The sequence below is a fragment of the Kribbella amoyensis genome (assembly GCF_007828865.1).
GTDB lineage: Bacteria > Actinomycetota > Actinomycetes > Propionibacteriales > Kribbellaceae > Kribbella > Kribbella amoyensis.
This window is the reverse complement of sequence record NZ_VIVK01000001.1, coordinates 3,340,278-3,363,408: the sequence shown is the minus strand read 5'-3', so window position 1 is coordinate 3,363,408 and position 23,131 is coordinate 3,340,278. Positions and strand designations below refer to the sequence as shown.

The 23,131-nt window shown below is 69.6% G+C and carries 24 protein-coding genes; 10 read left to right on the top strand and 14 right to left on the bottom strand.

The window, feature by feature from the left end; all coding sequences use genetic code 11:
• Positions 1–4 precede the first annotated feature (4 nt).
• Positions 5–373 carry a tyrosine-protein phosphatase gene (locus FB561_RS16010; protein ID WP_238334838.1) on the top strand — a complete coding sequence of 123 codons (369 nt, stop codon included), beginning with the start codon at positions 5–7 and terminating at the stop codon, positions 371–373.
• Here the strand turns inward: FB561_RS16010 and FB561_RS16005 are convergent.
• The gene (locus tag FB561_RS16005; RefSeq protein WP_145807463.1) at positions 336–2,042 is read right to left on the bottom strand and encodes a metallophosphoesterase family protein; all 1,707 of its coding nucleotides are present in this window, start codon (positions 2,040–2,042) and stop codon (positions 336–338) included. The two genes, FB561_RS16010 and FB561_RS16005, sit on opposite strands and share 38 nt — an antisense overlap.
• 143 nt (positions 2,043–2,185) lie before the next feature.
• On the opposite strand from FB561_RS16005, the gene FB561_RS16000 reads away from it, so the two are divergent.
• The 3 genes from FB561_RS16000 to FB561_RS15990 are packed head-to-tail and all read left to right on the top strand — an operon-like array spanning position 2,186 to position 4,362.
• Positions 2,186–3,070: an ABC transporter permease gene (locus FB561_RS16000; RefSeq protein ID WP_145807461.1), complete on the top strand. Its 885-nt coding sequence runs from the start codon at positions 2,186–2,188 to the stop codon at positions 3,068–3,070.
• The gene (locus FB561_RS15995; RefSeq protein ID WP_145807459.1) at positions 3,057–3,866 is read left to right on the top strand and encodes an ABC transporter ATP-binding protein; all 810 of its coding nucleotides are present in this window, start codon (positions 3,057–3,059) and stop codon (positions 3,864–3,866) included. The genes FB561_RS16000 and FB561_RS15995 overlap by 14 nt, the downstream gene beginning before the upstream one ends.
• 25 nt (positions 3,867–3,891) lie before the next feature.
• Positions 3,892–4,362: a GNAT family N-acetyltransferase gene (locus FB561_RS15990; RefSeq protein WP_238334837.1), complete on the top strand. Its 471-nt coding sequence runs from the start codon at positions 3,892–3,894 to the stop codon at positions 4,360–4,362.
• 3 nt (positions 4,363–4,365) lie between these two features.
• On the opposite strand, the gene FB561_RS15985 is transcribed toward FB561_RS15990, so the two are convergent.
• On the bottom strand, positions 4,366–4,947 hold the full coding sequence (locus tag FB561_RS15985) for a dihydrofolate reductase family protein (RefSeq protein ID WP_145807458.1): 582 nt from the start codon (positions 4,945–4,947) through the stop codon (positions 4,366–4,368).
• A 132-nt stretch (positions 4,948–5,079) separates the two neighbouring features.
• On the opposite strand from FB561_RS15985, the gene FB561_RS15980 reads away from it, so the two are divergent.
• Positions 5,080–6,114, top strand: coding sequence for a hypothetical protein (locus tag FB561_RS15980; RefSeq protein ID WP_145807457.1), 1,035 nt, complete (start codon positions 5,080–5,082; stop codon positions 6,112–6,114).
• A 7-nt stretch (positions 6,115–6,121) separates the two neighbouring features.
• On the opposite strand, the gene FB561_RS15975 is transcribed toward FB561_RS15980, so the two are convergent.
• The 3 genes from FB561_RS15975 to FB561_RS15965 all read right to left on the bottom strand — a co-directional run bounded on the left by FB561_RS15975 (position 6,122) and on the right by FB561_RS15965 (position 10,584).
• Complete coding sequence (locus FB561_RS15975) at positions 6,122–7,153, bottom strand: glycosyltransferase family 2 protein (RefSeq protein WP_145807456.1); 1,032 nt, start codon at positions 7,151–7,153, stop codon at positions 6,122–6,124.
• A gap of 7 nt (positions 7,154–7,160) precedes the next feature.
• Positions 7,161–8,624 carry an LCP family protein gene (locus FB561_RS15970; protein WP_145807454.1) on the bottom strand — a complete coding sequence of 488 codons (1,464 nt, stop codon included), beginning with the start codon at positions 8,622–8,624 and terminating at the stop codon, positions 7,161–7,163.
• A 268-nt stretch (positions 8,625–8,892) separates the two neighbouring features.
• Positions 8,893–10,584 (bottom strand): hypothetical protein, encoded by a 1,692-nt coding sequence (locus FB561_RS15965; protein ID WP_145807452.1) that lies wholly within the window; start codon positions 10,582–10,584, stop codon positions 8,893–8,895.
• Between the two features lie 196 nt (positions 10,585–10,780).
• Here FB561_RS15965 and FB561_RS15960 point away from each other — a divergent pair, with 196 nt between their 5' ends.
• Both FB561_RS15960 and FB561_RS15955 read left to right on the top strand, forming a co-directional pair.
• Complete coding sequence (locus tag FB561_RS15960) at positions 10,781–11,644, top strand: S1 family peptidase (RefSeq protein ID WP_145807450.1); 864 nt, start codon at positions 10,781–10,783, stop codon at positions 11,642–11,644.
• Positions 11,645–11,745: 101 nt separating this feature from the next.
• The gene (locus tag FB561_RS15955; RefSeq protein WP_145807448.1) at positions 11,746–13,821 is read left to right on the top strand and encodes a spermine/spermidine synthase domain-containing protein; all 2,076 of its coding nucleotides are present in this window, start codon (positions 11,746–11,748) and stop codon (positions 13,819–13,821) included.
• An 86-nt stretch (positions 13,822–13,907) separates the two neighbouring features.
• On the opposite strand, the gene FB561_RS15950 is transcribed toward FB561_RS15955, so the two are convergent.
• The 7 genes from FB561_RS15950 to FB561_RS15920 all read right to left on the bottom strand — a co-directional run bounded on the left by FB561_RS15950 (position 13,908) and on the right by FB561_RS15920 (position 17,883).
• Complete coding sequence (locus FB561_RS15950) at positions 13,908–14,528, bottom strand: hypothetical protein (RefSeq protein WP_145807446.1); 621 nt, start codon at positions 14,526–14,528, stop codon at positions 13,908–13,910.
• A complete protein-coding gene (locus tag FB561_RS15945) occupies positions 14,525–15,193 on the bottom strand; it encodes a hypothetical protein (protein ID WP_145807444.1) in 669 nt (222 codons plus the stop codon). The genes FB561_RS15950 and FB561_RS15945 overlap by 4 nt, the downstream gene beginning before the upstream one ends.
• Entirely contained in the window at positions 15,190–15,441 is a 252-nt protein-coding gene (locus tag FB561_RS15940; RefSeq protein ID WP_145807442.1) for a hypothetical protein, read from the bottom strand. The genes FB561_RS15945 and FB561_RS15940 overlap by 4 nt, the downstream gene beginning before the upstream one ends.
• A 104-nt stretch (positions 15,442–15,545) precedes the next feature.
• Positions 15,546–16,052 (bottom strand): hypothetical protein, encoded by a 507-nt coding sequence (locus FB561_RS15935; protein ID WP_145807440.1) that lies wholly within the window; start codon positions 16,050–16,052, stop codon positions 15,546–15,548.
• 54 nt (positions 16,053–16,106) lie between these two features.
• Entirely contained in the window at positions 16,107–16,847 is a 741-nt protein-coding gene (locus tag FB561_RS15930) for a hypothetical protein (protein WP_145807438.1), read from the bottom strand.
• 26 nt (positions 16,848–16,873) lie between these two features.
• Complete coding sequence (locus tag FB561_RS15925; RefSeq protein WP_145807436.1) at positions 16,874–17,197, bottom strand: AzlD domain-containing protein; 324 nt, start codon at positions 17,195–17,197, stop codon at positions 16,874–16,876.
• On the bottom strand, positions 17,194–17,883 hold the full coding sequence (locus FB561_RS15920) for an AzlC family ABC transporter permease (RefSeq protein ID WP_145807434.1): 690 nt from the start codon (positions 17,881–17,883) through the stop codon (positions 17,194–17,196). Before FB561_RS15920 ends, FB561_RS15925 begins: the two co-directional genes overlap by 4 nt.
• Before the next feature lie 53 nt (positions 17,884–17,936).
• Here FB561_RS15920 and FB561_RS15915 point away from each other — a divergent pair, with 53 nt between their 5' ends.
• The 3 genes from FB561_RS15915 (at position 17,937) to FB561_RS15905 (ending at position 21,900) form a co-directional block, all read left to right on the top strand.
• Positions 17,937–18,506: a helix-turn-helix domain-containing protein gene (locus tag FB561_RS15915; protein ID WP_145807432.1), complete on the top strand. Its 570-nt coding sequence runs from the start codon at positions 17,937–17,939 to the stop codon at positions 18,504–18,506.
• Between the two features lie 181 nt (positions 18,507–18,687).
• The gene (locus FB561_RS15910) at positions 18,688–19,518 is read left to right on the top strand and encodes a helix-turn-helix domain-containing protein (protein ID WP_145813090.1); all 831 of its coding nucleotides are present in this window, start codon (positions 18,688–18,690) and stop codon (positions 19,516–19,518) included.
• Positions 19,519–19,680: 162 nt separating this feature from the next.
• Positions 19,681–21,900, top strand: coding sequence for an NADP-dependent isocitrate dehydrogenase (locus tag FB561_RS15905; RefSeq protein WP_145807430.1), 2,220 nt, complete (start codon positions 19,681–19,683; stop codon positions 21,898–21,900).
• Positions 21,901–22,001: 101 nt separating this feature from the next.
• On the opposite strand, the gene FB561_RS15900 is transcribed toward FB561_RS15905, so the two are convergent.
• Together FB561_RS15900 and FB561_RS37910 are read right to left on the bottom strand one after the other, a co-directional pair.
• Positions 22,002–22,205, bottom strand: coding sequence for an antitoxin (locus FB561_RS15900; protein WP_145807428.1), 204 nt, complete (start codon positions 22,203–22,205; stop codon positions 22,002–22,004).
• Between the two features lie 89 nt (positions 22,206–22,294).
• Positions 22,295–22,804: a hypothetical protein gene (locus tag FB561_RS37910; RefSeq protein WP_170284685.1), complete on the bottom strand. Its 510-nt coding sequence runs from the start codon at positions 22,802–22,804 to the stop codon at positions 22,295–22,297.
• Between the last annotated feature and the right edge of the window lie 327 nt (positions 22,805–23,131).

The window sequence follows — 23,131 nt, the reverse complement described above, 5'->3', positions numbered from 1 at the left end:
CGTCGTGGTGCACTGCTTCGGCGGCAAGGACCGGACCGGCATGGTGGTCGCGCTCGCGCTCAGCATCGCCGGAGTCCCGCGGGCCGAGATCGTCGCCGACTACTTCCTCACCAAGGCCGGGCTGGCCCCGTTCCTGGCCGAGCAGCTCGCCGACCAGCCGGACGAATCCCTGCGAGCTGAGCTGATCGAGTTCGGCGACACCCGGGCCGAGTCCCTCGAAGCGATCCTCGACCACCTCGACCGCACTTACGGCGGCCCCGCGGCGTACCTGCGCCACGGCGGCCTCACCGACGCGGAGCTCGCCGCCCTGCACGACCGGCTCACCACGACGGAGCTCAGACCGGGAGCGGAGCCTGCTGGGCCTCGCGGCTGACCTGGATGGGTGCCTCGATCAGGGCGACCTGCACCGGCCCGTCGGCCGGGACGAGCCAGGGCGCGTCCTTGGCGCCGCCCGGGTCGGCGCGCCACTCGTGGCAGACCTTGGGCACCTTGATCGGGTAGATCGTGAGCCGGCCGGTCGGGTCGATGTGCAGGCGGAGGAAGTTCTTGTAGTCCTCGATGCTCTGGCCGGCGAACACCTCGTTCATGTTCATCGAGAACCGGCAAGCCACCAGCAGGTACACCGCGACGATCTCCGCGTCCACGAACCCGATCAGCAGCGGGGTGACGACCAGGGCGACGACCACCACGATCCAGTCGGCCGCCTCGAGCTCCAGCCGGCGCAGCACGACGGCCCAGACCGCGGTCAGGGCGAGATGCGCCAGCGAGTGCAGGAACCCGGCGACCACCGCGGCGATCGACCCGCGGACCAGCCCCTTCCGGGCGAACAGCACGCCGCCGACCACCACCGCCGTCACCGCGAACGCCGTCGGCGCCCAGACGACCAGCCGGCCGAAGATCCCGGCCGGTTCCGAGCCGAGGCCGAACTGGACGAACAACGCGAGCACGGTCTGCAGCATCGCGGTCAGCCCGAGGAACCCGGGATTGCGCAGCGGCAGCCGGAAGAAGATCCCGTTCGCGAGCCGGGACGACTCCTGCCGCGACGGGTACGTCGTACCCCGGTCGAACGTCTTCGTCTCGGTGGCGTCCGGGACCCGCGTCTTCTTCGGCGGCAGCTCCAGCGACTTCGGCAGCAGGTGCGTCGCACTGAGGAACGCGCCGCCACCACCGCTGGTGATCAGCTGAGCCGACCCGTCCCGCTCGGTGTAGCGGGCGTAGTGGTGCGAGTCGCCGGACAGCATCACCCGGGTCACCGCGCCGGTCGGCCGGATGATCTCGCGCTCGAAGAACCGGATCGTGTCGTAGCCGTGCGACTCGCCGCCCGATCCGGCCGCGACCCAGGCCGGCTTCGGTGTGCAGAGAATCACGCCGTCGCCTTCCTGCAGTTGCTCCGCGGCCGCCCGGAAGTACGCCAGTTGCGGCGCGTCGATGTACTCGTCGAACTGGGTGTCGATCGCGAACAGCCACCACCGGTGCGGCAGCTCGATCGCGAAGTAGCTGCGGGCCTGCTCGGTGTTCCAGCCACCGACCGGACGGCCCTGGGCGAACACGCGGAGAAACGCCGTGAGCCCGTCGTACCAGTCGTGGTTGCCCGGCAGCGCGAACAGCGTCGGTGGCTTCTCCGGGTCCGGCAGAGCCGCGTGGTACGGGCCCTTGGTGCGGTCCTCGTACGCCGTCGACGACGCCGTCGGGTACACCTCGTCGCCGCCCATCACGAGCAGCTCGCCCCGGGGCAGCCGGACCCCGTCGGCGGGCTCCAGCTCGGGTGCGGCGAGCTGCGAGGCGACGGAGTACGTCGCGTCGAAGCCGTCGCCGAGGTCGGCCACGAAATCGAACCAGAGCTCGTCGTCGCCGTGCCGGTAGACGGCGCCGTCGAGCGAGTTCTGCAGTTCGCGTTTGTCGGCGTACGCCCCGAAGATCGCGGCCAGCAACGCCTTCAGGCCGGAGTCGGCCAGCACCGAGGGCAGCAGCCACCGGACGGCCTTGCGGGGACGGAAGCCGAGTTGTTCTTCGGACAGGTCGGTCGGGCGGGACTCCTTCATCACCGATGAACCTATGCCGCCGCGCAGGTCAGCACTCACCCGGTGGCCAATTGTTGCAGAGCCGCGACCTTCCGTGACCGCCTGAAACGGTTCAGAGCGCGCCGATGTGATGAGAGGGCGCCAGGCCCAGTAGATTGGCCCGCATGTCAACCGCCGCCGAGTCGGCCAAGACCGCTGATGTGGCGGATCTTGCCGAGCGCTACGGGTTGTCGCGGAGTTCGGCACGACCGCCGCTCCGGGGCTACCTCCGTGAACTCTGGGGACGCCGTCAGTTCATCGTCAGCTACGCCCGCGCGCGCACGTACGCGCTCTACGCGGGCGCGCGGCTGGGGTCGGTCTGGCAGCTCCTCACTCCCCTGCTCAACGCAGCCGTGTACTACCTCGCGTTCGGCGTCCTGCTCGGTACCGCCAAGGGCATCCCGAACTACCCCGCGTTCCTGATCTGCGGGATGTTCGTGTTCACCTACACGCAGCGGTCGATGACCGAGGGCTCGCGGGCGATCTCGACGAACCTGTCGCTGATCCGCACGCTGCACTTCCCGCGGGCCACCCTGCCGCTGGCGTACGTGGTCAACGAGCTGAACCAGATGTTCCTGTCGATGGGCATCCTGTTCCTGCTGGTCGGCTTCACCGACGGCATCTCGCTGCGCTGGCTGCTGGTGATTCCCGCGCTGCTGCTGCAGACGATGTTCAACATCGGCATGACGCTTGCCTTCGCCCGGCTGGGAACGTTCCTGACCGACATCAGCCAGCTGCTCCCGTTCATCACCCGGACCTGGCTCTACGCGTCCGGCATCTTCTTCTCCATCCCGGAGAAGCTCTCCCAGCTCGACGCCCCGAGCTGGGTCGTGCACGCGCTCGCGCTGAACCCGATCTCGGCGTACATCGACATCATCCGTCGCGCCCTGCTCGAGGAACATGACGCGCTGCCGAACGCCTGGCCGATCGCGATCGGCTGGGCGGTGGTCTCCCTGGTCGGTGGCTTCATCTACTTCTGGCGTGCGGAGGACAGGTATGGCCGTGGCTGAACAGGCAGCTCCGACCCCGGCGGCAACCGCGCCGGCGTCCGACGCTGTCCCCACCGTGATCGCCGACAACGTCAACATCATCTACAAGGTGACGGCCGGCTCCGGCGGCAAGGGCACCGCGGCGAGCGCGTTCCGGCGGCTGATCAAGCGCCAGGACCGCCCGACCATCCGCGAGGTGCACGCGGTCAAGAACGTCACCTTCACCGCGTACAAGGGCGACGCCATCGGCCTGATCGGCCGTAACGGCTCCGGCAAGTCCACCCTGCTGCGGGCGATCGCGGGGCTGCTGCCGCCGGCCACCGGCGCCATCTACACCGGCGGCCAGCCGTCGTTGCTGGGCGTCAACGCGGCGATGATGAACGACCTCACCGGCGACCGCAACGTCGTGCTCGGCTGCCTCGCGATGGGGATGAGCCCGGAGGAGATCGAGGACCGCTACGACGACATCGTCGAGTTCTCCGGGATCGGCGACTTCATCGACCTGCCGATGTCGACCTACTCCTCCGGGATGTCGGCGCGGCTCAAGTTCGCCATCGCCTCGGCCAAGACGCACGACATCCTGCTGGTCGACGAGGCGCTGGCCACCGGCGACGCCGAGTTCCGGGTCCGCTCCGAGCAGAAGATCAAGGACCTCCGCGCCGAGGCCGGCACGGTGTTCCTGGTCAGCCACAGTCTCGACGTCGTCCTCGACACCTGCAACCGCGCGATCTGGCTCGACAAGGGCGTGCTGCGGATGGACGGCAACGTCGAGGACGTCGTCGACGCCTACAACAAGGAAGCCACCGGCAAGCGCTGAGCATCGCCCTTGAGATACTCCCGCGGTGGAGACCTGGGGCGATGCGGTGAGGTGGGCGTTGCGACCCGCCGAGGCGGGGGACGTCGAGGCGATCGCCGAACTCCGGGCGGTCGTGATGCGACCGGACCTGGAACGCCTCGGCCGGTACGACGAGCACCGGGTCCGGCAGCGGTTCCGGGACGCGTTCTCGGTCCGGCACACCTCGGTCGTCGAGGTGGCCGGGGCCGTCGCCGGATCGGTCACGGTCCGGCCGGCCCAGGACGGCCGCTGGCTGGAGCACTTCTACCTCGCGCCCGGATTCCAGGGCCGGGGCCTCGGCTCGGCGATCCTGCGGGCTCTCTTGCAGCGGATCGACGCCGAGGACGTACCGGTGCGCCTGAACGTGTTGCAGGGCAGCGCGGCGCAGCGGCTGTACGAGCGGCACGGGTTCACCGTGGAAGCCGAGGACCCGATCGATGTCTTCATGCTTCGCCGGGCGGGCGGGGTCCTCGTCTGAACGTCAGGAGCGGCGGACGCGGTAGCGCAGGTGCAGGGCGTGCTGCGCGGGATTCTTCACGTCCGGCGTGGTCAGCCGGCGGACCAGCTCGAGGTGGACCGGCTCGATCGGCAGGTGGTCGAACAACCGACGGCCGGCCCCGAGCAGGACCGGTACGACGTGCAGCTGCAGCTCGTCGAGCTCACCGGCCCGAAGCAGCGCCTGACCGGCCGCGGCCCCATGGACCATCACGTCCCCGTCCCCGGCCGCCGTCCGGGCCAGCGCGGCGCATTCACGGACATCGGTGACGTACCGGGCCACCCCCATCGGCGGCTCGGCCGGAATCCGGTGTGTGAGGACGAAGATCGGTACCCCGTCGTGGTGATCGCCGTTCCACTGCCCGGCGAGCTCGAACGTCCGGCGCCCCGCGATGACGGCCCGCGTCGCGAGCGCCTCGGCGTACACCTCGCCGCTGGGCCCTGGTTCGTTGCGCAGGTCGAGCCAGTTGAACAACCGGAACCCGCCGATCCCCAGCGGCGCGTCCGCGTCGTCCTGCGGACCGGCGATGTACCCGTCCAGGGACATGGTCATATCCAGGCGAATCATCGGCCGGCCTCCCGCCCTCTCGGTGCTTCGAGTGTTGACCGTCACAGGGTCACGCGGTCGCCTCGCCGTTCACCCGCGACGGCATAGGGTTGCCGGGCCCTGCTTGCCCTGACCCCCAGAACGGATCCCGGGATGGAACTGCTGGACCCGAGCACCCGCGAGTACGGCTGGGTCGCCACCGTGATCGAGACGGTGTCCGCGCGGACCGGGATCAGCAGCGGCTGGAACGGCGAGGTCTGGCTGGCCGCGGAGGAGCTGGAGCAGCGGAACTCCAGCGGTCGCGTGATGAGCGACGGCGCCCTCCAGGTGCATCCCGGGCTCACCCTCGACCCGCTGCGCAAGGCGTACGACAACGACCGGCTGAGCCCCGGCGAGTTGCAGGCCACGATCGACGCCGCGGGCGTCGTCACCCACGAGAGCATGCACCTGCTCACCCGGAGCGGCCCTGGGGTGTACTTCGCGCCCGACCACGCGATCGAGGAGTACCTCGCCGACCTCGGCACGACCCAGGAGATCCGGCACGTGGTCGGCGAGCTCGGCCTGACCGAGCAGCACCCTGGTCTGCGCGAGCTCTCGATCCAGGTCGCCTATCCCGCGACCGAGCTCGCCCTCGACCCGGTGACCCGCTACCTCGCGGACAACGACGAGCGGAAGCTGCCCGAGATCCACGACCGGCTCCGGACCGCCACGCTGACCCAGCGCTGCAGGACCCTGGCCGAGCTGGCGGTCGAACGCAAGCTCGGCGCCCACCCCCACGCTCCGGACGTCCTCGTCCCCAGGCTGGAAGCGCTGCAGCGTCCGGCGATCGCGGGCCTGGTCGAGCTGGACACGACCCCTGGGCTCGATCCGGAGACCGTACGCACGAAGGCGACCGAGGCCGGTACCGCGGCGATCGGCGCGATCGAGGGCCTGGTCGACGAGGCCGAGGGCCGCAAGGAACCACCGTTCGTGGGCATCCAGTACGACGAGAGCGGGCTCGGCTGGGACCCGGATCAGCAACGCTGGGTCTCCGCCGCGGGCGGTGGTGAGCTGGACACCGGCCACCTGAGGAAGTTCCTCGGCGGCCTGAGGCGCCCCCGCCGAGGCCCGGAGACCGACCAGGGAACAAGCGGCGAGACCCGCCCCGCTCACCAGCGGCGCGGATCTCGCGGGCAGTCGATCGAGTGAGCTGGTCCTAGGCCGGGGTCTCGGAGGCGTTCAGGACCGGGCCGGCCGGCTTTTCCTGCAGGCCGACGATGAAGCCCAGTCCCCAGGAGACGTGCATGGTCGCGATCACCGGCGGCAGCCAGAACAGCGCCTTCCACGGCAGGTAGCGGCCCTCCATCGCCGAACCGAGGCCGATCGCGAAGGCGTAGCCGACCGGGATCACGAAGCCGAGGTCCAGCCAGCTGATCCCGGTGATCAGGCCGACGATCCCCAGCAACGTCCCGACCGTGAGCAGCGCGACCGCGACCGGCGGGGCCAGGTACCGCTTGCTCGCGGTCTCCGGGTGCCGGCGAATGACCTCACGCCGCCACTGACCGGTGTGGAAGAACTGCTTCGCGACCGCCGACAGCGACGACCGCGGCCGGTACGTCACGGACAGGTCCGGGGTGAACCAGATCAGCCCGCCGGTCTTGCGGATGCGGTAGTTCAGCTCCCAGTCCTGGGCCCGGTGCATCGACTCGTCGAAGCCGCCGACGCGTTCGAGCGCGGCCCGCCGGAAGACGCCGAGGTACACCGTGTCCGCCGGGCCCGCCTTGCCGCCCTGGTGGAACGTGGACGCGCCGAGGCCGAGCCGGGACCGGTACGCGCAGGCGACCGCCATCTCGAACGGGGTCCGCCCCTCGGCCGCCATCACGCCGCCGACGTTGTCCGCGCCGCTCTCCTCGAGCACCTCGACCGCGCGGGCGATGTACCCCTGGGTGAGCACGCCGTGGCCGTCGACCCGGACGACGATGTCGTGCTTCGCCTGGGCGATGCCGACGTTCAGGCCGGCCGGGGTCTTGCCGCTCGGGTTCGGGACGATCCTGATCCGGGCGTCGGAGCCGGCCAACCGGTCGGCGATCTCCTCGGTCCGGTCCTTGCTCGGCCCGATCGCGAGCACCACCTCGAGTTCGCCCGGATACTCCTGGTCGAGGACACGGCCGACCGCCTCTTCGAGGTGGCGTTCCTCGTTCAGCACGGGCATCACGACGGAGACCGGGGGCCATTCGGACAGCGGCATGTTCAGGTCAGGCCTTACAGACTTGAGCGACGTCGTCGACATCGGTGGCTGGCTTGGACGGGGTCGAACCGGGCTTGCCCGGTGTGGTCGGCTTCTTGGTGGACACGCTACTCGGTGTGTCCGGCTTCTTACCGTCCCCGTCCTCGGCCGCCTTGTCCAGCGCTTCGGACTTTCCGATCGCCTCGGCGACCTTGGCACGGACCAGGTCGAAGTCGGGATTCCCCGTCTTGATGAGTGGGGGAACCGGCGAGAAGGATGACACCGGGAGCTTCTTCGAGTCCAGCGCCAGATCGGTGAAAGTTCCGAGTTCGCCCGAGGGAATGTTGGTCTGCACGACTTCCTTGCTGGCCGCCGCGATGCCCTGGAACTTGGTCAGCACCTTCTGCGGTGACAACTGGTTGAGCATCGCGGTCATCACGCATTTCTGCCGGGTCATCCGTTCGTAGTCGCTGGCCCCCGCTCGGGACCGCGCGAACCACATCGCATGGTACCCGTCCAGGTGCTGGTCCTTCCCGGGCTGGATGTACCCCTTGATCGGCCCGCCGATGCCGCCGATCGGGACCTTCTTGCCGACGTCGACCGTGATCCCGCCGACCGCGTCCAGCAGGTGCTGGAAGCCGGCGATGTCGATCAGCACGTAGTAGTTGACCTTCAGCCCGGTGATGCCCTCGACCGCCTGCTGGGTCGCCTTCAGGCCGGGCTCCTCGACGCCGGGGAAGTACTGCTTGTGCCCCATCGCCCAGGTGTAGACGCCGTTCAGGTAGCAGTCGTGGCCGCAGCCGTCCCACTCGAACCCGTCCGGGAACTGCTTGGCCATCTCGGTGCCGGCCGGGAACGGGATCTTGGCCATGTTCCGCGGCAGGCCGATCAGCACGGTCCGGCCGGTGTCGGCGTCGACGCTGGCCAGGGTGACGCTGTCCGGGCGCACCCCGACCCGGTTCGCGCCGGAGTCGCCGCCGAGCAGGAGCACGTTGTACCGGCCCTTGTCCGCCTGGGACTTCTCCCCGTTGCCGAACACGCTCGCGACGAAGTCCCGCTGGGCCGACACGATCGTGCTGCCCCAGATCAGCGCGCCCACCACGAGCAGCACGAGGACCCCGTCCAGGATGCTCGCGGTGAGCCGGTGGTTGCGTTCCAGCGTGAGCGGCCGGCCCAGCCGGTACGCGTCCACGAAGAGCGCGGCCCAGCCGAGCGCGAGCAGTACCAGCAGGACCTGGACCACCCGCAGTGTCTTCGGCGAGACCAGCAGGTTGATGGTGCCGGACCGCCAGACCAGCGACAGCAGCACCAGGAACACGATGATCGCGATCAGGCCGGCGATCACCCGCCAGGCGTACCGGCCGGCCCGCTTGCTGCCGGCCACGATCTGCGCGGATCCGGGGAGTACCAGGGTCATCAGCAGCAACGCGATCGCGCGCTTGAAGCGCACCGGCTCGCTGAGATTGCGCAGGTCTGGTTTCTCCTGCGGCATGACGTCCTTCCGTTCTCCGTACGGCGCTGCCGGAACTTGCCGGGACGGCCCCCGTTGGCCGGTCGTCGCGTCGTTCAGTATGGCCTCGGCACGGCAGCCGCCTCGATCAGGCGCGCCGCCGTCCTTGCTGTTCCCCCGCTCGCTGGTACGACGTACCGAGCGCGGCGATGGTTCGGGCCGGGCGGATCCGGAAACGAAGCGTAACAGGTTGACCACGCAGCGAAGGCGCCGCCCGGGTCACCGGGCGACGCCTTCGGAGGTCGGTGGATCAGCGCACGCCGAGCGCGTCCGCCACGCTCTGCTCGACCGAGTTCCCCAGCGAGTCGGTCATCGTGACCCGCAGCCCGACCGTCCCCACGGTCGCGGTGAAGCCCACCTGGTACCGGCCACCACCTACCGGTACGACGGTCGCCCGCCGCCAGCTACCGCCGCCGTCGGCCGAGGTCTCCACCACCGGGACCCCGGGCTTGCCCACCTTCGCGCCGGGTTGGGGCGTCAGCGTGAGCGGCACCACGATCCGACCGGCGGCCACGTCGTTCGCGAGCCCTGTCCCCGGAGCGAACCGCGCCACCCAGAGCGGCAACGCCTCACCGGACTCGCTCGTCGTGTCCGACCGGAACGTCCAGGCCGTCTTGACCACCGTCGACCGTCGGGTCCCGGCCGCCCGGATCACCTCGGTCTCCAGCCGGTACTTCGCCTGGCCTGGCTCGACGATCGCTTCGCGGCCGAGGTTCCCGGGCCGATCGGTCTCGACCACCAGCACGCCGTCCCGGTACAGCCGGGTCGCCGCGGCCTGGTCCATGCCCCAGCCGTTGTTGCCGGCCGCGTCGTCGGTCAGCCCGACCTCCACCGCCAACTGGTCCCCGTACCGCGCGGCCGCGCCTTCCGGGAGACCTGGACCGAGGACTGCCCGGTTCCACTCAGTCCGATGCAAACTGCCGGCCGCGAACGATCGGCTGGACCCCCAATTCAGCTCGGCGACCAGGACGCTCTCCTCCCCACCGCCGGTCCGCTCCTGGAAGCCGGCGGACACCTCGCGTCCGGCCTCGACGTACTCCGTGACCGTGCCCGGCCGGTTCCTGGTCAGCCCCTTGCTCCAGACGCTGTGGTGGTCCGGCGGCAGGACCGCGATCGACTTCACCCCTACCAGGTCAGCAGCGGTCGAGTACGTGGTCGACACCAGCCGGGCGAGCGCGGACCGCCGGACGACGCGCTGGAGGCCTTGGACGAAGCGGCCGTCGACCGTGTCCATCGAGTGGTAGGTCACCGGGCTGTCGGCGAAGTCGCCCCGCGGACCAGGGACGGCCCAGTGGGTCCCGACACTCGACTTGAGCTCGTTCGCGGGCACGTCGGGTCCGAGTTGCCCGGCCCGGACGTCCTCGAGCGGACCACCGGGGGCGCTGAACTCGAGCATCGACCCGTCCGCCAGCCGCCGGGCGAAGTACAGCGCGCTGAAGTACGAGGAGACCGAGGCGTCGTCGACCGTGATCGCGAGCGGCTTGGTCCGGCGGAAGTCGACCGCGACGGTCGTGTCGGCACGCAGGTCGAGCAGCGGCTGGACGAGCACGCTGGTCTGCTCGCCGACCTCCAAGGTGCTCGCGAACACGTACCGGCCGGCGGGCAAGGCCAGGGTGACCTCGCCCGTGCCGACGTCCACGGGTTCGTTCAGCGAGCCGTCCAGGTTGGCGATCCCGGTGAACGCGGTGGGCGCGAGCGCGCCGTCGTGACCGAGATGGCGCAGGGTCAGCTTGTGCGTCGTCCCGGCTGGGAGGCGTCGGCTGGACAGGCCCGACGGCCCGCGGACCTCAAGCTGCTTCGACACCCCCGGGAGGACGGTCCGCGTCGGTTCAGGAGTGGCTGGGGAGCGGGCCGGTTCCGCGGCCACCGGGGTCACCGGGACCGCGAGGGCGGTCAGCAGGACCGCGGCGAGGGCGGCCCGGCGGATTCTCGGGATTCTCATACCCCGACATGTCCGCGACCGGCAGGGAAGGTTGCCGAACCACGGAGGGAAACCCCTGCGGTGCAGCGTGCCGGGTCAACCTTCATGCGGCTGTGATGGTCCCGGCCACCCGGCATCGGATACGAAGAGTTCCAGGGTGATCACACCCCGTCCGCGTCGCCCACGTGGACCCAGTGAGGACAAAGGAATACCGCCCATGAAACTGTTCCGTCCTGCCGTCGCGGCCGTGGTCGCGCTCGGCTCCCTCCTGCTCGGTGGCGGCCAGGCGCTCGCCGTCGAGGCCGGCCCCACCACCGGTCCGCCGAAGGCCGCCGCGCCCGGCGCGGACTTCACCGGGATCGCTGCCCTCAGCAACTGTTCCGCCTCGCTCGTCCGGTACGCCTCGTCGGCCGACACCGACAAGGCGCTCGTACTCACCAACGGCCACTGCTACGAAGGCGGCTTCCTGAATCCCGGCCAGGTGCTGGTGAACAGCGCGTCGTCCCGTTCGATCACGTTGCTCAAGCCGGACGCGAGCCGCGCGGGGACCGTCCGGGCCGGCCGCATCCTCTACGGCACGATGACCAAGACCGACATGATCGTGTACGAGGTGACCGAGTCGTACGCGTCGATCAAGTCCCGCCTCGGCGTCACCCCGCTCACCCTGGCCCAGCAGGCGCCCGCGAACGGGGCCGGGATGGCCGTCGTGTCCGGGTACTGGAAGCGGATCTACACCTGCTCCGTGCAAGGCACGATCCCCGAACTCCGCGAAGGCGACTGGACCTGGAAGGAGTCGATCAAGTACCAGCAGCCCGGCTGCGAGACGATCGGCGGCACCTCCGGTTCGCCGGTGGTGAGCACCGAGAACGGCGAGGTCATCGGTGTGAACAACACCGGCAACGAGGACGGCCAACGCTGCACGGTGAACAACCCCTGCGAAGTAGATGCGGACGGCAACATCACCGTCGAACAGGGCGCCGCGTACGGCCAGCAGACCTGGTGGCTCTACACCTGCCTGACCGAGGCGCGCGCGATCGACCTGACCAAGGCCGGCTGCCAACTCGCCAAGCCCGCCCGCTGATCACTGTCCGGATTCGGCGGCCGGGCGACCGGTCGCCGAATCCGGACGAATCGCGCGAAAGGGTGACGTGGGCCACTGCTGATCCGGTATGGTCGCCGCCCATGGCCGTCGACGCTTCACCAGCCCGCACGCCCGAAGCCAAGAACTGGCACAACCCGCTCGGAGTGAGAACCCGCCTGGTCGCGGCCAGCGCGTTGATGCTCTTCCTCGAACTCGCGCTGATCCGCTGGACCGGCTCGAACGTGGTGCATCTGAGCTACTTCTCGAACTTCGTGCTGCTCGGCTCGTTCCTCGGGATCGGGCTCGGCGTGCTGCGGGCGTCGAAGGCGAAGCGGCTGCCGTACTACTCCCCGGTGATGCTCGGCCTGCTGGTGCTGGTGATCGCCTGGAAGCCGGTCACCGTCGACCGGGCCGGCGACAACGTCATCTACTTCACCAGCCTGGACACCACCGGGCCGCCGGTCTGGGTGATCCTGCCGATCATCTTCGTCGCCGCCGCGGTGATCCTGGCCGGTCCGGCCGAGCTCGTCGGCCGCTGCTTCACCGAACTCCCCCGGCTGACCGCGTACCGGTTCGACCTGATCGGCAGCCTGTCCGGGATCGCGGCCTTCACGCTGCTGTCGTTCCTCGGCGCGCCGCCGGTGTGGTGGGGGCTGATCGTCACCGCCGGGTTCCTCGCCCTGATGGTCCCGCAACCGCGGGTGACCGCCGCCGTCCTGAGCGGCACGCTCGTCCTGACGCCGATGCTGGTGATGCTCGGGATCCTGCTGCACGAGTCGACCCGGCCGGACAACAGCTGGTCGCCGTACTACAAGGTGCAGACCTCGACCTCGGAGTACCAGAACACCCCGCTGCTCACGATCACGGTGAACGGTGTCCCGCACCAGCAGGCGATCCCGGCCGAGAAGCGGCTGCAGTGGGAACCGCAGTACGGGCTGCCGTACGAGCGGGCCGCGGTGAAGAACCCGAAGGACGTGCTGATCATCGGCGCCGGCTCCGGGACCGACGTGGCCGTTGCCCTGCGCAACGGTGCGCAACACGTCGACGCGGTCGAGATCGACCCGCGGCTGCGCGACATCGGCCGGGAGAAGCATCCGGACCGCCCGTACCAGGACCCGCGGGTGACCTCGCACATCGACGACGGCCGCGCGTTCCTGTCCCGGACGGACAAGAAGTACGACCTGATCCTGCTGGCCCTGCCGGATTCGCTGACCCTGGTCAACGGTGCGAGCTCGCTGCAGCTGGAGAGCTACCTGTTCACCGAGCAGGCGTTCAAGAGCGCGCAGGAGCACCTGAACCCGGGCGGCGCGTTCGCGATGTACAACTACTACCGCGAGACCTGGCTGATCGACCGGCTCGCGTCGACCGCGGAGCAGGCGTTCGGCCACAAGCCCTGTGTGGACAAGGTCGGCGACGACCTGCAGCAGGCCGTCGTCACCGTCGGCCTGACCGAGGCGGACCAGACCTGCGCCGCGACCTGGGCCGGCGCGACCGAGACCACCCCGCCGCCGGCCACCGACAACCGGCCGTTCCTGTACCTGTTCACCGACCGGATCCCGAACCTCTACCTGATCACGCTCGGCCTGATCCTGGTGGCCGGGCTGATCGGTGTCGGCGTCGCGGGCGGCGGCTCGTCGTACCGGCGGATGCGGCCGTACGCGGACCTGTTCCTGCTCGGCGCGGGCTTCATGCTGCTGGAGACGAAGAGCATCACCGGGTTCGCGTTGCTGTTCGGCACGACGTGGGTGGTCAACGCGATCGTGTTCGCGGGGGTCCTGGTCGCCGTCCTGGCCGCCGTCGAAGTGACCAGACGATTCCGGACCCCACCGTTGAAGGCGATGTACGTCGTCCTGTTCGGCGGCCTGGTGCTGTCCTGGGTGTTCCCGGACAGCTGGCTGCTGGGGATGCCGCTCGGGTTGCGCGCGATCGTCGCGGTCCTGATCGCGTTCCTGCCGATCTTCGCGGCGAACGTGATCTTCGCGAAGCGGTTCACCGACACGGCCGACGGCACTGCCAGCTTCGGCGCCAACCTCCTCGGCGCGATGCTCGGCGGCTGCCTGGAGTACGCCGCTCTGGTGATCGGCTTCGACGGCCTCCTCATCGTCGCCGCCCTCCTCTACGTGGGCGCCTTCCTACTCACCCCGAAATCACCACTACGAGCAGGGAGCAGCGGCTAACTGGGTTCCTGACGGAGCGACAAGACGACCTGGACCGGCCTCGGTCGGCCCAGGTCGGCCTTGTCACCGGACGGACCGTGCTGGAGTCATCGCTCGCGGCCGGACGAGCGCGTATCGCCGCCCTGCCGATGCGGAGGCCGTCCCTGCGCTGTGGTGCCGGCGCGCCCCGAGCCCGGAGGCAACTGCGCGGCCCGGAAGGCGGCGGCGTCGAGGACGAGGGACTCGGCGCCGTCAACGGCCATCCCCAGTTTCGTCCGCGTTGTGTCGAGTCCGCCGTTGACGCCCTTATCGGCGTAGGCCAACTGGGAAAGTGCGCTGGCATGTCTCCAGATGGAGGCCCCCGGCGTCAGGCGCCGGACTTCAGCCAGGGCCCTGTCGACCTCGCGGATCGCGCGGTCGACGGCAGAGACAGCGGCCCCGGCGTCGCGCCCGAGCGTCTTCGCCGACCTGGACCCGGCAAAACCCTGGAGGTTGCCCAGGCCAGGCTGTTTCCTGGCTGCTGACAGATAGTCGTCGCACCGGTTGAGCGCTTCGATGCCGTTGGCAAGCTGCGTCCTGACCGCCAGCAGATCGTCCCGTTGGCCACTCAGGTGCTCATCGAGCTCGACCGCGACGTCCGCTGGGTCGCGGACGCCGGCGCGCTCCTGGTACGCGGCCTTCAGTTCGTCGGCCAGCCCGCTGATCTCGAACGAGTTGTGGCTTCTCACCCTGTACAGTCCGAGTGCGGCCCATGCAACGCGCCGCGGGCGTCTCGAGCGGCATTTTCGGCCTGCTCGGGGAGCCGCTCCCAATGCACCAGGCCTTCGGTGTGAGCCGTGTAGGCGGCCATCGAAACCTCTCTCCCGGCCGCAAGGGCAGCCTCGGCTTGTGATGACAGCCGGTCGAGGTCATCGGTCAACCTGGCGAGCGGAGGATCGAACTCCCCCAGCCTGTCACGCTTCTCGCTCAACGCATCGAGCCTGACCTGCCCTGCGCTCGGCAGCTTGTCGACATCGCCCAGCTTCGTGAGTACAGCTGCACTCATCACTGTCGTCTCGGCCTGGACGGTTCCGACCGCTGCCTCCAGGTCGGTGACGAGCCGGTCCAGCTGTGGCTCGTCCCGAAGCTGGTCGAGGATCGCCCGGCCATCGCTCAGCTGGACCCGGGCGGCCATCTGGGCAGCGTTCATCGCTGCCGGACCGAGCTGCGCCGCCTCGGCCACGCGGCTCAACGCCTGCGGGAGCTTCCGATCGTCGGCTGACGCGGCGGCCGAGAAGGCGGTGCGCATGGTGCCAGGTACGAGGGCCGCCGACGCAATCGATACCGCGGCTGCCCGCAGGGTGTCTTCGAGTGCCCTGGCCTGTTCAAGTCTGTGCGCGGTTTCGGTGCTCATGCCTGACCTTCTGTCGGCTCGGGTGACGCGGCATCGCTGCTGAGCGGCCCTACCAAGACGGCACTGGCCCGGCGCAGCTCCGATCGTAGGGGCTGCAGGTCCGGGCCGAGCACCGGCTCGTAAAGGTCGAGCATCAGCTCGTCACAGGCATCCAGAAAGGCCTGCAGCAGGTCTGCGGATGAGACCGTGGGTTCACCAGTCATCAAGGGAATAGTCAGCTCGATCCATACTCGCCGTTGCTTGGCCACCCCCGACAGGCCCCAGGCTACGCAAGCCAAGGGCCACCGCGTCGTCGTGGACGAGCTTTCCGATCCCCTGCGCTACACCGCCGCGGACATCGCCTTGAGCCAGGTCAGCGCCGGGTCTGGCGTCGGTCGAGGACGATGAGGACGACGCCGATGACCAGGAACAGGCCGAAGGAGCCGACGGCGCCGAGGGCGGGGATCATGAACGTCCCCATCGTGTGGCGCTGGCCTACGTAGAAGGCAACGTCGCTGTCCGGGCACCGTACCTGCACGGACTGCGGCGGGACCTTGTCGACCGAGTGCGCGACCACGTAGAACGTCTTGGTCTCCAGCGCGTACTGCTCGGAGCGGTCCGGCTTGCGCAATGGGATGTCCGCGCCGGATTCGTCGGTGGCCTTGCAGGTCACGCTCAGGGCCGGCTGGGAGGCGAACACGGTGAGCCCGGCGCGCTCCAGCCGCACCGGTGAGTCGCCGAGCCGGGTCGGTACTGAGGGCAGGTTGCTGACCAGCAGGTAGATGAAGAACCCGCTGACCACGAGACCGGCGAGAAAGCAGGCGACCGCGATCCCGATCAAGGGCCGGCGCGGCTTGGGCGGTACTGGAGGCGTCGTCACCGGCAGCACGTTAGCGCCCGGCGGATGGATCCCGCCGGGCGTCTTACTTGAAACTCAGCGGTCCTGCGGTCCACCGTCCCGCGGCGCGCTGTCCTGCGGGCGGTAGTCCTGCGGCTGCCCCTGCTGTGGCTGGCCCTGCTGTGGGAGAGGGCCGGACTGGTACTGCGGGTAGTTCCCGCCCTGCGGGTACTGCCCGGACTGCTGGTGCTGCCCCGGCTGCTGGGTCGGGAAGGTGCTGCCGGTGTGCGGCTGCGAGCCGGGGAAGGTGTTGGGTCCGCGGTTCGCGCGGCGGCGCTTGAGCGAGCCGAAGGTGATGAGGAAGATGCCGACGATGAGGAAGATCAGCAGCGAGAAGACCGTCCCGAGGATCGACAGCACGAACGACGCCACCGACATCATCGGCCCCGCGTAGAACCTCGCCCCGCTCTCGGTGTCCTGGCAGCTGACCACGACCTCCTGCGGCGGCACCGGGTCGACCGACTTGGCCACGACGTCGAAGGTCCGCTCGTTGATCGTGATCGACTCGGACCCGGACGGGTTCCGCAGCGGGATGTCGTTGCCGTTCGCGTCCTTGGCCTCGCACGGCGGCCGCAGTACCGGCCGGGACGCGTAGATCGTCAGCCCGTCCTTCTCCAGCTTGATCGGGCCGCTGCTCACGTCGACCGGGGTCCGCGGCGCGGTCTGCACGATGCGCCAGACGAAGAACCCGCTGAGCAGCACGCCGACCACGATGCAGGCGATCCCGATCCGCGCCATCGTCTTCTTCGGCGCGGACTGTCCTGGCTGAGTCGTCATGCGCCAGACGCTATCGCCTCAGGCGATCACGGTACGCCGAGGAGCCGCAGGACGGCCGCCGTGGCCGCGGCCGCGACCACCACCAGGACGAACGGCGCCTTGCGCCAGGCCAGGACACCACCGACCAGGACCCCGGCCGGCCGGGCGATCCCCGCGTGCGTGTGCCCGTCGGTCAGCGCCGAGGTCGCGACCAGCGCGGCCAGCAGGACGACGGCCGCGGCAGCGAGTACCTGCTGGGCCCGGGCCGGCAGCTCGAACCGCGAGCGCAGCAACGGACCCGCGATCCGCAGCGAAAAGGTGCCGATGGCAAGGACCAGGATGGCGCCGAGCAGCAGGGCGGGATCGTTCATCGGGCGGTCTCCAACTCCGGCGTCCTGATCGGGCGGTAGAACAGCAACCCGACCAGCGCCAGCAGCACCGGCACCCCCGAAGGCAGGAACGGCACCGCCGCCAGCGCGACCACGGCCCCCACCAACGCCGCCGTCCTGGTCGCCTTGTCCCGGACCGCGGGCAGGACCAGCGCGAGCAGTACCGCCGGGAACGCCGCGTCCAGGCCGAACGCGTCGGTGTCCGTGATCACGGTGCCGGCCAGGGCGCCGGCCACGACGCCGAGGTTCCAGCAGACGAAGATCCCGAGCCCACAGGCCCAGTACGCCGCGCGCTTCTGCCGCAGTTCCTCCTGGCCGATCGCGAAGGCCACGTTCTCGTCGGTCATCAGGTGGCTGCCCGGGATCCGCCGCCAGCCACCACCGATCACGTCGCTGACCGCCAGGCCGAACGCCACGTGCCGGCTGTTCACCAGCAGCCCGGCGATCGTGGCCGCGATCGGGCTGCCGCCGGCGGCCACGATCCCGACGAACAGGAACTGCGAGGCGCCGGCGAACACGAGCAGCGAGAGGACCACCGGGACCCACAGGTCGAGGCCGCCGCCGACGCTGATCGCCCCGTACGAGAGCCCGACGATGCCGTCGGCCAGGCAGACCAGCGCGATGTCCCGCGCGAGCCCGCGATCCAATGTTCGCCATATCGAACGCATGGGTTTTATGATGAACACGCAGAAGTTGTTCGTCAAGCCGAACAGATGGACCGATGGATCGAACACAGCACGACACCAAGGCCCCACTCGACGTCATCGCGGCCGCGCTCCGCCGGGAACGCGCCCGCTCCGGCCTGTCCCTGACCGAGGTCGCGAAACGGGCCGGCGTGGCCAAGTCCACCCTGTCCCAACTCGAATCAGGCACGGGCAACCCGAGCGTGGAGACACTCTGGGCGCTCTGCGTCGCGCTCGGCATCCAGTTCGCCGACCTGATCGACCCGCCCCGGCCACGGGTCCAGGTGATCCGCGCGGACGAGGGCCCGGCGATCTACTCCGAGCACGCCGACTATGCCGCCACCCTGGTCGCGTCCTGCCCGCCGAACGCGCGGCGCGACCTGTACCGGATCGCGGTCGCCCCTGGTCCCGGCCGAGAGTCCCAGCCGCACATGCCGGGGACGGTCGAGCACGTCGTCCTCAGTACCGGCCGGGCCCTGGTCGGTCTCACCGGCGAGCCGGTCGAGCTCAAGCCCGGTGACTACATCGCCTACCCCGGCGACGTGCCGCACGTCTTCCAGGCCCTCGAGCCCGGTACGACGGCGGTCCTGGTCTCGGAGACCTCCTGAAAGAGGCCCTCGGCAACTCCTGGCCACAGGGCCGAAAGATCACGCCCGGTAGCGAGTCGGCTCTCTACAAGCACCGTCCGGACGTGAAAGGATCGTCCGTGCGGTTTCGCGGGGAGTCGATGGGAGGCGGGTCGTGGCCGAGGAGCAGGGCACGCCGGGCGGCCCTACCGCTCTGCGGATCATGCTCGGCGCGCACCTTCGCCGGATGCGCGAGGAGGCCGGGATCAGCCGGGCCGACGCCGGCTGGGCGATCCGCGGCTCGGAGTCCAAGATCAGCCGGCTCGAGCTGGGCCGGGTCGGCTTCAAGTCCCGCGACGTCGCCGATCTGCTCACCCTCTACAAGGTCGCCGACGCCGACGAGCGGAACCGGTTGCTGGACCTCGCCGACCAGGCCAACAACCCGGGCTGGTGGCAGCGCTACGACGACCTGACGCCGACCTGGTTCCACTCCTACGTGGGCCTGGAGGAGGCGGCGACGCTGATCCGGACGTTCGAGGTGCAGTTCGTCCCCGGCCTGTTGCAGACCGAGGAGTACGCCCGCGCCGTCAGCCAGCTCGGCCACGCCGAGGCGCCGCTGCCGACCGCCGAGGTGGAGCGCCTGGTGGCGTTGCGGACGAAGCGGCAGAAGATCCTCACCCGGCCCCGGCCGACCCGGTTGTGGGCCGTCATCGACGAGGTCGTGCTGCGCCGCGCGATCGGCGGTCCGGCCGTGCTGCGGGACCAGCTCGAGCACCTGCTGGAGCTGTCCCGGCTGCCGAACGTCACCCTGCAGGCGATCCCGATCGAGGCCGGCGGCTACGCGGCGACCGGTGGCGCGTTCACCCTGATGCGGTTCTCCGACAGCGACCTGCCCGACGTGGTGTACATCGAGCACCTGACCAGCGCCGTCTACCTGGACAAGCGCGAGGACCTGGACAAGTACGTCGTCACCATGGACGCCCTGTCCGTCACCGCCGGCACGCCGCGCGAGACCGACGAGCTGCTGAAGACGATCATCAAGTCCCTGGACTGACGCAGACCGGCCGGCACTGTCGGTCACCGCCCGGACACGAGCTTCCAGGGTGAGCCTCGCCACTCCCGTGGGCCGAGGGGTGACTGGCCTGCGCTCCGGGGTACGGCGGGCTATTAGGGTGCACGTAGGTCCATGACGAAGTGTTGGCAGATTGGGAGCCCGGTGACTGACTCGACCATCATCTATACGCATACCGACGAGGCGCCGGCACTGGCCACGTATTCGTTCCTGCCGGTGATCCAGGCGTACGCCGCGCAGGCGGGCGTCGCCGTGGAGACCCGGGACATCTCGCTGGCCGGGCGGATCATCGCGGTCTTCGGTGACTACCTGACCGAGGACCAGCGGATCGCCGACGCGCTCGCCGAGCTCGGTGAGCTGGCCAAGACTCCGGCCGCGAACATCATCAAGCTGCCGAACGTCTCGGCCTCGATCCCGCAGCTGAAGGCAGCGGTCGCCGAGCTGCAGGGCCAGGGGTACGCACTGCCGGACTACCCGGACGAGCCGAAGACCGACGAGGAGCGCGACATCCGCGCCCGGTACGACAAGGTCAAGGGCTCCGCGGTGAACCCGGTACTGCGCGAGGGCAACTCGGACCGCCGCGCGCCCGCCTCGGTGAAGAACTACGCCAAGACCCACCCGCACCGGATGGGCGCCTGGACCCCGGACTCGAAGACCAACGTGGCCACGATGGGCCAGGACGACTTCCGCTCGACCGAGAAGTCCGCCGTGATCACCGAGGACGGCGCGCTGCGGATCGAGCTGGTCGGTGACGACGGCAGTACCACCGTGCTGCGCGAGTCGGTCCCGGTGCAGGCCGGCGAGGTCGTCGACGCGTCGGTGATGCACGTGGCCGCGCTGCGCGAGTTCCTCACCGCGCAGGTCGCCCAGGCGAAGGCCGAGGACGTGCTGTTCTCCGTCCACCTGAAGGCCACCATGATGAAGGTGTCCGACCCGATCGTCTTCGGTCACGTCGTCCGCGCCTTCTTCCCGAAGACCTTCGCCCGGTACGGCGAGATCTTCGCCAAGGCGGGCCTGACCCCGAACGACGGCCTCGGCGGGATCCTGGCCGGGCTGGCCGCGCTGCCGGAGGGTGCCGAGATCAAGGCCTCCTTCGACGCCGAGCTGGCCGACGGCCCGGCGCTGGCGATGGTCGACTCCGACAAGGGCATCACCAACCTGCACGTCCCGTCCGACGTGATCGTGGACGCCTCGATGCCGGCGATGATCCGCACCTCCGGCCACATGTGGGGCCCGGACGGTCAGGAGCACGACACCCTCGCGGTCCTCCCGGACAGCAGCTACGCGGGGATCTACCAGGTCGTCCTGGACGACTGCCGCGCCCACGGCGCCTTCGACCCGGCCACGATGGGCTCGGTGCCGAACGTCGGCCTGATGGCGCAGAAGGCCGAGGAGTACGGCAGCCACGACAAGACCTTCGAGGTCGCCACCACCGGCACGGTCCGGCTGGTCGACGCCGCGGGCAACGCCGTACTGGAGCAGACCGTCTCGGCCGGTGACATCTTCCGCGCCTGCCAGACCAAGGACGCGCCGATCCGCGACTGGGTCAAGCTGGCCGTCACCCGGGCCCGCGCGACCGGCGACCCGGCGGTGTTCTGGCTGGACGAGACCCGTGCGCACGACGCGAACCTGATCGGCAAGGTCAAGGAGTACCTGGCCGAGCACGACACCGACGGCCTGGACCTGCGGATCCTGGCGCCGGTGGACGCGATCGCGTTCTCGCTGGAGCGGATCCGCCGCGGCGAGAACACCATCTCGGTGACCGGCAACGTGCTGCGCGACTACCTGACCGACCTGTTCCCGATCCTCGAGCTCGGCACCAGCGCGAAGATGCTGTCGATCGTCCCGCTGATGGCCGGCGGCGGTCTGTTCGAGACGGGCGCCGGCGGGTCCGCGCCGAAGCACGTGCAGCAGCTGGTCAAGGAGAACTACCTGCGCTGGGACAGCCTGGGCGAGTTCTTCGCGCTGGCCGCGAGCTTCGAGCACCTGGCCCAGACGGCCGGCAACGCCCGGGCCCAGATCCTCGCCGACACCCTCGACCGGGCGACCGCGACGTTCCTGAACGAGGACAAGTCGCCGACCCGGCGCGTCGGCGGCATCGACAACCGCGGCAGCCACTTCTACCTGTCGCTGTACTGGGCGCAGGAGCTGGCCAAGCAGACCGACGACGCGGAGCTCGCGAAGGCGTTCGGACCGCTGGCCGAGACGCTGGCCGGCAACGAGCAGGCCATCGTCGAGGAGCTGCTCGCCGTCCAGGGCAGCCCGGTCGAGCTCGGCGGCTACTACCAGCCCGACCCGGCCAAGGCGGCCACCGCGATGCGCCCGTCGAAGACCTGGAACGACGCGCTGGCGAGCCTGTCCTGAGCGAGTTCCTGATCCGGTTCTGACACGTCGAACGGCCGCGGGAAGCAGGTTCCCGCGGCCGTTCTTCGCTGTCTGCTCGTTCCTACGCCGTCCGGCCGGAACTAGCTGATGTCGTCGTCCTGACCGTCGAGACCGTCGAGACGCTCCTTGGCCTGGTCGACACCTTGGTCGATCTTGTCGCCGTGCTGGCCGCCGGTCTTCTCGTCGAGCATGTCACCGCCCTTGTCGAGACCCTGGTCGATCTTGTCGCCGTGCTCGTCGACCGCGTCCGTGGCCTTGTCCTTGAAGCTGTCGAAGACACCCATGTCGGGACTCCTTCTCCTTGCGACGAGTCCGCGCGTGCGAACCCCGTCGATGTCAGCCGGGGCAACCAGTCAGTTGCCCTCGGCACCCGTCAGGACCGGTCCTGGTCCTGCCATTCGCCGCCGGTACCCGATTCGCCGGATCCGGAACCTTCGCCCCCGAATCCATTCGACCCGGAGTCGTTGCCACCGCCCCCGAACCCGGATTCCGAGCCCGAGTCGTTGCCTCCGCCACCGAAGCCGGAGTCGTTGCCTCCACCGCCGAAGCCGCCGTCGTTGCCGCCACCGCTCTCGCCGTAGCCGCCGCCCTGATCGCCGCCTTCGCCGCCGCCGGACCGGTCGTCGCCGTAGCCGCCACCACCGCCGGAATCGCTGCCGTCGTTACCGAAACCGCCGCCGTTGCTGCCGCTGTCGCCGAAGTTTCCGCCGTCGTTCCCGCGGTCTTCACCGAAGCCACCGCCGTCGCCGCCACGGTCCGAGCCCTGGCCGCGGTCGTTGTCTCCGCCGCCGTAACCCTCGCTTCCTCCGCCAGGCGAGGGTTGGTTGCCGGACTCACCGTATCCGGAGTTCCCGGCGTTCTCTTCGTCGAACTGATTCGTCATTGGTGCGCCTCCCGAGTGGTGCTGCTGATGGCAGCCCGCCGGTACCGTGGGCGAGACGGCGTTGACGAGTTGTGATGAGGCCTCCGGTCTACCGAACTCCGGCACCGACCGCAAGCCCTTGCGCCGTGTCCGCCGCGATCCGCCTGTCTGCAAAGCCTTTCCCAGCCGATCAGGTTGCCCATCACAACCACTCGGCAGCAGAAGCCTGACCCGGCAGCGGCCCCGAAATCCCGTTGCCCGCGGCAGCGCACGCGTGCTCGACTGCTGCCACCGAATCCGCCCACCAGGGAGAAGCTCATGCGTCCAGCGTCCGTGTCCTCGTTCGTT